This window comes from Corynebacterium sp. HMSC078A10 (assembly GCF_001811565.1).
GTDB lineage: Bacteria > Actinomycetota > Actinomycetes > Mycobacteriales > Mycobacteriaceae > Corynebacterium > Corynebacterium hesseae.
Genome location: NZ_KV805226.1, coordinates 17,987 through 27,318 on the forward strand (window position 1 = coordinate 17,987; position 9,332 = coordinate 27,318).

Annotated in this window: 8 protein-coding genes; 7 read left to right on the forward strand and 1 reads right to left on the reverse strand. The window is 62.4% G+C overall.

Translation table 11 applies throughout. The features are described 5' to 3' along the window. The first annotated feature begins 321 nt into the window (after positions 1–321). A complete protein-coding gene (locus tag HMPREF2808_RS10520; protein WP_070564068.1) occupies positions 322–1,137 on the forward strand; it encodes an HAD family hydrolase in 816 nt (271 codons plus the stop codon). Here the strand turns inward: HMPREF2808_RS10520 and HMPREF2808_RS10525 are convergent. Beyond that, positions 1,134–1,823: an oxidoreductase gene (locus HMPREF2808_RS10525; RefSeq protein ID WP_070624741.1), complete on the reverse strand. Its 690-nt coding sequence runs from the start codon at positions 1,821–1,823 to the stop codon at positions 1,134–1,136. The genes HMPREF2808_RS10520 and HMPREF2808_RS10525 overlap by 4 nt on opposite strands. A gap of 104 nt (positions 1,824–1,927) precedes the next feature. On the opposite strand from HMPREF2808_RS10525, the gene HMPREF2808_RS10530 reads away from it, so the two are divergent. The 6 genes from HMPREF2808_RS10530 (at position 1,928) to HMPREF2808_RS10555 (ending at position 9,008) form a co-directional block, all read left to right on the forward strand. After that, positions 1,928–2,422, forward strand: a complete 495-nt coding sequence (locus tag HMPREF2808_RS10530) for a phage holin family protein (protein WP_070531763.1) — start codon at positions 1,928–1,930, stop codon at positions 2,420–2,422. An 88-nt stretch (positions 2,423–2,510) separates the two neighbouring features. Further along, positions 2,511–3,413 carry an alpha/beta fold hydrolase gene (locus HMPREF2808_RS10535; protein ID WP_070624614.1) on the forward strand — a complete coding sequence of 301 codons (903 nt, stop codon included), beginning with the start codon at positions 2,511–2,513 and terminating at the stop codon, positions 3,411–3,413. 221 nt (positions 3,414–3,634) lie between these two features. Next, entirely contained in the window at positions 3,635–5,230 is a 1,596-nt protein-coding gene (locus HMPREF2808_RS10540; RefSeq protein WP_070624615.1) for a peptide ABC transporter substrate-binding protein, read from the forward strand. 202 nt (positions 5,231–5,432) lie between these two features. Then, positions 5,433–6,359 (forward strand): ABC transporter permease, encoded by a 927-nt coding sequence (locus tag HMPREF2808_RS10545; RefSeq protein ID WP_070524085.1) that lies wholly within the window; start codon positions 5,433–5,435, stop codon positions 6,357–6,359. Then, positions 6,352–7,311 (forward strand): ABC transporter permease, encoded by a 960-nt coding sequence (locus HMPREF2808_RS10550; RefSeq protein WP_070531771.1) that lies wholly within the window; start codon positions 6,352–6,354, stop codon positions 7,309–7,311. Before HMPREF2808_RS10545 ends, HMPREF2808_RS10550 begins: the two co-directional genes overlap by 8 nt. Next, positions 7,311–9,008, forward strand: a complete 1,698-nt coding sequence (locus tag HMPREF2808_RS10555) for an ABC transporter ATP-binding protein (protein ID WP_070524081.1) — start codon at positions 7,311–7,313, stop codon at positions 9,006–9,008. The genes HMPREF2808_RS10550 and HMPREF2808_RS10555 overlap by 1 nt, the downstream gene beginning before the upstream one ends. Positions 9,009–9,332 lie beyond the last annotated feature (324 nt).

Below are 9,332 nucleotides of genomic sequence, written 5' to 3' on the forward strand. Positions count from 1 at the left end.
GTTTATCGCCGTGCTAGGACATCAAATATGTCTCAGCTCGATGGCCACAGACGAGCCCGGTATTTGAAAAAGGTGATGGCCCGCGCCTCGGGGGGGGTGTGCGCGGGCCATCGGTAACCCGGCATCGGGGGGGTGCGCCGGGGCAGGCCGCACTGTATATCGGGGCCTTGCACCTGACATTATGACATGCGAAAGAAGAGATGACAACAGCGAACGACAAGATTCCTTGAGATTTCGGGCAATCTCTTTGCGTACTCCCGATTCTGCCTGCTAAGGGGCTACGATGAGCAGGGTAACTCGCACACAAACGGCAGGCCCTCGATGACCGGTACCCCTTTTCCCTCTCACGGCACCACTCGCGCAGCCGCGTTCTTCGACTTGGACAAGACGATTATTGCCACATCCTCGGCATATGCCTTCGGCCGCGAATTCATGCACAACGGTCTCATCACCCATGCCGAGGCGCTCCAGCTGTCTTTAGCCAAGGCCAGTTATATGCTCGCCGGCCACAGCAGCGAGCACATGGACACCACCCGTGATCAGCTCGCCGCCATGGCCGCCGGTTGGTCCGTTCAGGAGGTCCACGACATCGCGGTGGAGACCATGCACACAGTGGTCACCCCTGCCATTTATGCGGAGGCACGCGCGCTTATCGACGCCCACCGCACCGCCGACCACGAGGTGGTGATCATCTCGGCGTCGGCAAGCGTGCTGGTCGAACCCATCGCACAGGAACTGGGCATCGAGCACGTCGTGGCCACCGAGCTCGCCGAGAAGGACGGCCGGTTCACCGGGGAGATCCTGTTTTACTGCAAAGGCGCCGCAAAAGCTGAGGCACTGGCGCGCATTGCTCAGGAGCTCAACGTCGACCCCGACGCGTCCTTTGCCTACTCCGATTCCGCCACAGACATCCCGATGCTGGAGCAGGTTGGCCACCCCGTTGCCGTGAACCCGGACCGCCTGTTGAAGAAGCACGCCATCACCCACGACTGGGAAATCCGCACCTTTAAACACCCCGTTCCGCTCTTCACCGCCCCCAGCGCCCGCGAATTCGGTATCGGCTCGGCGGTCGTGGCCGGCATCGCAGCCTTAGTGGTCGGCGGGATTTTATTTGCACGGCAGCAGCTGCGCGATTAAGCCGCTTGCGCGATGCCGTCGGCTTCGCGGGCGCCGGCCTCCCAGGCGTCGAGAAGCAGCGTAATGAGCACCGCCGGGTCCTGATCGTAAGCGTCCAGTGCCGCGCGATAGTCCGCGCGATGACGGTTGAGGTAGGTCTCGGGCACGGCGAATCCCCGAGGATCGAAGCCCGTATGGATAGCGGCAGTGCGCGAGGCGACGAGCGCCACGGCGGTGCTGCGCGCACCGAACAGCGAGCGCGCAGCAATCTCCGCGTGCAGCACCACCGGCAACAAACGGTCGAAATCCACGCCGGCTCCGCGCGTGATGAGCTGTGCCAGCGCCTGCACCACCGCTGGGTCCTGATCGGGATGCCCCACGCCGCCCGCCGCAACATCAATGCTGGCCAAGACCTGCAGCGGGGCCCGTGCGAAGGTGCGCACCGTAGCCGCCTGTTTTTCGGGGGCAAGGAGGGAATAAGCGCTGACTGCGGGCGGGATACCGTCAGCCTCAAGCGGCGCTCCGTCAATCGCCGCGGCCGCCCGCGCACCGCGCAAGAGTGATTCGGAAGAGATAACGTCAAACTTGCGCAAGCCCGCGGGGCGGCGGTGCACGCGCGCAATCGCTGCGGCGGCAGAACCAGCTTTATCCTCCACCCCAGATAGGGCCATCAGCGGGGTCAGCGGGTCAGAATGCGGCATACCCATTACAATAACGCCGTACCCACTTTGCGGGCCGCACCACATGAACTCTGGAAAGTTCATTACTATGGCCGATATAGATTGCGACAAAACAGTAGGAGTTTTTAACCGTGAGCAACGACGGACTATTCACTGACGGGTCCAACAAGTTCGCCCCGAAGGTAGACGGCATTCCCTTGAGCGATGCAGATACCTCCCGCCGCGGCGAAGCATCCATCGGCCAGCTCGTATCCAACGCCACCGAACAGATGTCCCAGCTGGTTCGCTCCGAGGTCGAGTTGGCTAAGACCGAGCTCGCCGCCTCCGCAAAGAAGGGTGGCATCGGCGCGGGCATGTTCGGCGTTGCCGGTACCGTGGCGCTGTATAGCTCCTTCTTCTTTTTCTTCTTCCTGGCGGAGCTGCTGTCCAAGTGGCTCGACCGCTGGGCAGCCTTCCTGATCGTCTTCCTGCTCATGGTGGTCATCGCCGCCGTCGTGGCCTTTATCGGCTTCAAGCAGGTCAAGCAGGTCAAGGCCCCGGAGAAGACGATCGAGTCCACGAAGGAACTCAAGAAGCTGGTTCCAGGTAAGGCTGAAAAGTCCATCGAGCGTGGCCTCTACACCTAAAGCCTTAAGATCCTTTTAACTCTCCCGCCCCGAGCACATACGTTCGGGGCGGATTTCGTCTGTGTACCCTCCCATGAAAGGCCCGCCCATGAATCCCCTACCGCCCTCCGTAGTGGAGCTTGACGGCCCCTTTGAGCACGAGTTCCTGCACACGCGCGGCATCCGCCTCCACGCGGCTACCGCCGGCAACCCGGACGACCCGCTGGTGCTGCTACTCCATGGATCTTTCGGCGGGTGGTTCGACTTCCGGAATGTCATTGCCCCGCTTGCCGCCGCAGGCTTCCACGTCGCCGCCCTCGACATGCGCGGTTTTGGCATGTCCGATAAACCACCGCTCGAACCCGGCCAGGATATCCGCGTGGCGGTTGGTGATGTCAGCGGTGCCATCCGCGCATTAGGCCACGACGACGCCTACCTGGTGGGCGCGGATACCGGTGGTGCGGTGGCGTGGGCGCTGGCTACCGAGCGGCCCGAGCGGGTACGCGGGCTGGTATCTGTTTCGGCGGCACACCCAGCTGATCTCCGCCGCGCCATCGCCGCGCGCCCCTGGGATTTTGGGTGGGTTCTCCTGCGCGCGGCCTTGTGCCGACTGGGAAAGACTGGCGCCCCGAGCCTCCTACTGAGAGAGTCCACGTACCTCCGGGAGATGGATCTCGACGCCCTCGGCTCCTTCAGCGGCGCCGAGCGGGAGGAGGCGCTGCGCCTGCGCGTGGCTTCCTCGCACATCGGAAACGTCCGCCGCGGAATCATCTGGAATCACCGACTGCGCACCGCCGTCGTTCCGCTCAGTTGGCTCGAACTCACAGTTTCTTGCCCCACCCTGTTTATCCACGCAGATCAGATGCTCTGGCGGCCAGTTGCGCGGCGGGCGGCGCGGCGCTGCCGTGCGGGTTTCACCGCCACCACTATCCCCGAGTCCAAGAACCTGCCCTATCTTGAGAACCCGCATGGTTTTACTCAGACCATCGTTCACTGGCTGCGAGATAGGTAACATTCACCGCCCTCCGTGCCCCACCCCTCTCAGGGGGATGGGGACTTTTTAATTCGTTGACAAAACCGCAGGTTAAGAAAGAATACCTACCGCACTATAGCTTTTATCACAGGACATATTTTTCAATTCCTTGTATATGAGACGCGCCACGCGGTAGCTTCATATCAAACCAACACCACAGGTTTTCTACATCTTTCGCACCACGGAGGTCTAAGACCCACATGACGCTCAAGAAGACGCTCGCTGCTCTCTCTGTCGCTACCCTGCCGCTCACCCTCGCGGCTTGTGGTGGCGACAACTCCGGTTCAGACTCTGCTTCCGGCTCCGGCGATGGCATCGTCACCGTCAACGGCTCCGAGCCGCAGAACCCGCTCATCCCGGCCAACACCAACGAGGTCGGCGGCGGACGCATTGTCGATTCCATCTACGCCGGCCTGGTCTACTACGACGGCGATGGCGAAGCCCAGAACGAGCTGGCTGAATCCATCGAGCCAAATGAGGACAACACTGAGTTCACCGTCAAACTCAAGGAGTCCAAGTTCTCCGACGGCTCCCCGGTCACCGCGAAGAACTTCGTGGACGCCTGGAACTACGCCGTGGCCAATGACCAGCTCAACGCTTCCTTCTTTGCCAACATCAAGGGCTTCAAGGAAGGCGTCAAGGAGATGGAGGGCCTCAAGGTCGTCGACGACCACACCTTTACCATCGCCCTGAACAGCCCTGAGCAGGACTTCCCGGCGCAGCTGGGTTACTCCGCGTTCTACCCGCTGCACGAGTCCGCCCTGGAGGACATGGACGCCTTCGGCCAGAACCCGATTGGTAACGGTCCGTACAAGCTGACCGAGTGGAACCACAACCAGGACGCCACCGTCGTCCCGAATGAGGAGTACAAGGGCGGCCAGACCCCGCAGAATGACGGCATCAAGTTCGTCTTCTACGCCGGTCAGGACGCAGCCTACGCCGACTTGCTGGCAGGCAACCTGGACGTCCTCGACGCCGTCCCGGACTCCGCCTTCGACGTCTACGAGGCCGACCTCGGTGACCGTGCCGTGAACCAGCCGACCGCCATCTTCCAGTCCTTCACCTTGGGTGAGAACCTCGAGCACTACTCCGGCGAGGAAGGCGTGCTGCGTCGCCAAGCCATCTCCTACGCCATCAACCGCGAGGAGATCACGGACACCATCTTCAAGGGCACCCGTACCCCGGCCAAGGACTTCACCTCCCCGGTTATGCCGGGCTACTCCGAGGACATCAAGGGCAACGAGGTCCTGAAGTATGACCCGGAGAAGGCCAAGAAGCTGTGGGCCGAGGCTGACAAGATCAACAAGTGGGATAACCCGACTTTGGAGATTGCCTACAACTCCGACGGAGGCCACAAGAGCTGGGTGGACGCGACCACCAACTCCATCAAGAACACCCTCGGCATCGAGGCAGTCGGCGCTCCGTACCCGGACTTCAAGTCCCTGCGCGATGAGGTGACCAACCGCACCATCAAGTCCGCCTTCCGCACCGGCTGGCAGGCAGACTACCCGAGCCAGGCCAACTTCCTTACCCCGCTGTACAAGACCGACGGCTCTTCTAACGACGGCGACTACAGCAACCCGGAGTTTGACAAGCTTCTCGACGAAGCCCTGACCTCCTCCTCCGAGGAAGAGGCCAACAAGAAGTACACCGAGGCCCAGGAAGTCCTGTTCAAGGATCTGCCGGCCATCCCGCTGTGGTACTCCAACGCCACCGGCGGCTACTCCGAGAACGTCGACAACGTCGTGTTCTCCTGGAAGTCCCAGCCGGTGTACTACGACATCACCAAGAAGTAACGCCACTTCCGCTACTTCCCACGACCCCCGCAGCCACCGTGGAGCGGGGGTCGCCCCACGTTTTCACTCATAAGTGTGATTCGAAACGCGCTATAGATTTCTCGCAGACTTGGATCACACACTAAAATTCTTATGAGCTACGTAGGCGCCTGCTAAAAAGGCGTCGACAAGCACCTGCCCACAACGAGTAAAGGACCACACTATGCTGCGCTATATCGGGCGCCGAGTGCTCCAGATGATCCCGGTGTTCTTCGGAGCCACCCTGCTCATCTATGCGCTCGTCTTCTTGATGCCCGGCGACCCCGTCGAAGCCCTTGGCGGTGACCGCGGCCTTACCGAGGCTGCCCGCGCCCGCATCGAGGCGGAATACAACCTAGACAAGCCGTTCATCATTCAGTATCTGCTCTACATCAAGGGCATCTTCATGCTGGACTTCGGCACGACCTTCTCCGGCGTCCCCGTAACCCAAGTGATGGCCAACGCCTTCCCGGTCACGGTGAAGCTCACCGTCATGGCCATCATCTTTGAATCCGTCTTCGGCATCCTCTTCGGCGTCCTCGCCGGCATGCGCCGCGGTGGCTTCTTCGATTCCACCGTGTTGGTCATCTCCCTGCTCGTCATCGCAGTGCCGTCCTTCGTCATCGGCTTCGTCTTCCAGTACCTCGTGGGCATCAAGTGGGGTGTCCTGCCGGTCACCGTCGGAGCGAACGCCACCGTGAAGTCCCTCCTCATGCCGGCCATGGTGCTCGGCGCGCTCTCCCTGGCCTACGTCATTCGCCTGACCCGCCAGTCCGTGGCTGAGAACCTGCGCGCCGACTACGTGCGCACCGCTCGCGCGAAGGGCCTGTCCAACGGCGCGGTGACCCTCCGCCACGTGCTGCGCAACTCGCTGATTCCCGTGGCCACCTTCATCGGTGCTGATATCGGCGCGCTCATGACCGGCGCCATCGTGACCGAAGGCATCTTCGGTATCAACGGCGTCGGCGGCACGATGTACCAGGCCATCCTGCGCGGTGAGCCAACCACGATTGTCTCCTTCACCACGGTGCTGGTGATCATCTACATCATCGCCAACCTGCTCGTTGACCTCCTGTACGCCGTACTTGATCCGAGGATCCGCTATGCCTAATTTCGAGAAAAACACCCCCTACCCGGGCCAAGAGCACTTCGTCTCGGAAACCGATGAAACGGGCCTCGGCGCCGTCGACGCCGTCAAGGACGAGTCCGCCCCGTCCTCCCAGTGGGGCGAGGCCTGGCGCTACCTGCGCCGCCGCCCACTGTTCTGGATCGCGGCCGTGATGATCCTCGTGGCCATCCTCCTAGCCATCGCACCGGGTCTTTTCACGAGCACCGACCCGCGCCTGTGCGAGCTGTCCAAGTCCCTCGCCCCCGCCGAGCCGGGCCACCCCTTCGGCTTCAACCGCCAGGGCTGCGACATTTACGCCCGCGTGATCTACGGTGCGCGCGCGTCGGTTGCCGTCGGCGTCCTGACCACCATCCTCGTCGTGGTGCTGGGCTCCTTGATCGGCGCCATCGCCGGCTTCTTCGGCGGCTGGATTGACTCCGTCCTGTCCCGCATCACCGACATCTTCTTCGCCATCCCGCTGGTGCTCGCCGCCATCGTGGTCATGCAGATGTTCAAGGAGCACCGCACCATCGTCACGGTGGTCTTGGTGCTCGGACTCTTCGGCTGGGTCTCCATCGCCCGCATCACGCGCGGCGCGGTGGTCTCCATCAAGAACGAGGAGTTCGTCCAATCCGCCCGCTCCATCGGCGCGTCGAGCTGGCGCATCCTGTTCAGCCACATCCTGCCGAACGCGGCCGCGCCCATCATCTCCTATGCCACCGTGGCGCTGGGCACCTACATCGTCGCGGAGGCCACCTTGTCCTTCCTGGGCATTGGCTTGCCGTCGACGTTCGTGTCCTGGGGCGGCGATATCTCTGACGCGCAGGCTTCACTACGCGTTGCTCCGGCAGTCCTGTTCTACCCGGCGGGTGCTTTGGGCCTGACCGTGTTGAGCTTCATCATGATGGGTGACGTCGTCCGCGATGCACTCGATCCGAAGGCGAGGAAGCGCTAATGACTAACTCTCCACTTCTTGAAATGAAGGACGTCCACATTTCCTTCACCACCTCCACCGGTGTAGTTGAGGCAGTGCGCGGCGTCAACATGTCCATCTACCCGGGCCAGTCCGTGGCGATTGTGGGCGAGTCCGGCTCCGGTAAGTCCACCACGGCGATGTCTATCCTGGGCCTGCTGCCGGGCACCGGCAAGGTCACCGGCGGCCAGATCCTCTTCGAGGGCGAGGACATCACCCACTACGACAACAAGCAATTCGAGTCGCTGCGCGGTGACAAGATTGGCCTGGTCCCGCAGGATCCGATGTCCAACCTCAACCCGGTGTGGCGCATCGGCACACAGGTCGAGGAATCTCTCAAGGCCAACCACGTGGTGGAGGGCTCCGAGCGCCACCAGCGCGTCGTGGAGCTTCTAGAGGAAGCCGGGCTTCCCGACGCCGAACGCCGCGCCAAGCAGTACCCCCACGAGTTCTCCGGCGGTATGCGCCAGCGCGCGCTCATCGCGATCGGTCTGGCTGCACGCCCGAAGCTGCTGATTGCCGACGAGCCCACCTCCGCCCTCGACGTGACGGTGCAAAAGACCATCTTGGATCACCTGGAGCACCTTACCGAGGAGCTGGGTAACGCGGTGCTTTTCATTACCCACGATCTTGGCCTGGCCGCCGAGCGCGCGGAGCACCTCGTCGTCATGCACCGCGGCCGCATCGTCGAGTCCGGTCCCTCGCGCGAGATTCTGCGCTCCCCGCAGCACCCGTACACGCGCCGGCTTGTCGACGCCGCCCCCTCTCTCGCTTCCTCCCGCATCCGCGCGGCTAAGGAAGCCGGCGTCGAAGCCAAGGAACTCAAGTCGGGCGAGGCCATCGGCTCCACCGCTGCAGATTCATCTTCCGCGGCTCAGGCCCCGGTCATCTCGGTGCGCAACCTCACCAAGGAATTCGATATCCGTGGCCAGCGCGGCGGAAAGAAGCTGTTGAAGGCCGTCGACGATGTCTCCTTCGATATCCGCCGCGGCACCACCCTGGCGCTGGTGGGCGAGTCCGGCTCCGGCAAGTCCACGGTGGCCAACATGGTGTTGGGCCTGCTAGAGCCGACCTCCGGCACCATCGAGTTCGAAGGCCGCGATACCTCGACGCTGTCGAAGAAGGAGCTGTTTAAACTCCGCCGCAAGATGCAGGTGGTTTTCCAGAACCCCTACGGTTCGCTGGACCCGATGTACTCGATTTACAAGTGCATCGAAGAGCCCATGGCGCTGCACAAGGTGGGCTCGCGCAAGGAGCGTGAGGCCCGCGTTGCCGAGCTTCTCGACATGGTCTCCATGCCCCGTTCCGCCATGCGCCGCTACCCCAACGAGCTCTCCGGCGGCCAGCGTCAGCGTATCGCCATTGCCCGTGCGCTGGCGCTGCGCCCGGAGGTCATCGTCCTCGATGAGGCTGTCTCCGCCCTGGACGTGTTGGTGCAGAACCAGATCATCCAGCTGCTCGCGGAGCTGCAGTCGGAGCTCAGCCTGTCCTACCTCTTCATTACCCATGACCTCGCGGTGGTCCGCCAGACTGCCGACGACGTCGTGGTGATGAAGAAGGGCCAGGCCGTCGAGCAGGGCACCGCCGACGATATCTTCGACAACGCCCAGCAGGAATACACCCGCAACCTCATCAACTCGGTTCCGGGTATGCACCTAGAAATCGGCACCGGCCACTAACCCACAACGCCGCCTAACCCGTCAGCCTTCATCCGGCTGGCGGGTTTCGCCTTTTAAGGGGGCTCGCTCTTTAAGGGCTAAGCGTCCCGTTGCTCCTACTGCATCCAACGGCAGGCGAATCGCGACCAGGATCCCCAATTTCCCCGCGCACCATGCTGCGGTTTGCGGGGATCACCGATGTGCCCGTCAACCATCTTTCGGTTGGCGGGATCGGTGGTTGGCGTTGTCCTCTCGATGTCTGGGACATTAACTGTTGTCGGGTGGTGGGTCTGGTGGCTGTCCTGCTTGTTCAGCGTTGAGTCTGGCTAGTGCTTCTTGGTATTC

Excerpts from the sequence above, each read along its gene's own strand:
- HMPREF2808_RS10520 (WP_070564068.1), top strand. The coding sequence starts at position 322 with ATGACCGGTACCCCTTTTCCCTCTCACGGCACCACTCGCGCAGCCGCG.
- HMPREF2808_RS10525 (WP_070624741.1), bottom strand. The coding sequence starts at position 1,823 with ATGGGTATGCCGCATTCTGACCCGCTGACCCCGCTGATGGCCCTATCT.
- HMPREF2808_RS10535 (WP_070624614.1), top strand. The coding sequence starts at position 2,511 with ATGAATCCCCTACCGCCCTCCGTAGTGGAGCTTGACGGCCCCTTTGAG.
- HMPREF2808_RS10540 (WP_070624615.1), top strand. The coding sequence starts at position 3,635 with ATGACGCTCAAGAAGACGCTCGCTGCTCTCTCTGTCGCTACCCTGCCG.
- HMPREF2808_RS10545 (WP_070524085.1), top strand. The coding sequence starts at position 5,433 with ATGCTGCGCTATATCGGGCGCCGAGTGCTCCAGATGATCCCGGTGTTC.
- HMPREF2808_RS10550 (WP_070531771.1), top strand. The coding sequence starts at position 6,352 with ATGCCTAATTTCGAGAAAAACACCCCCTACCCGGGCCAAGAGCACTTC.
- HMPREF2808_RS10555 (WP_070524081.1), top strand. The coding sequence starts at position 7,311 with ATGACTAACTCTCCACTTCTTGAAATGAAGGACGTCCACATTTCCTTC.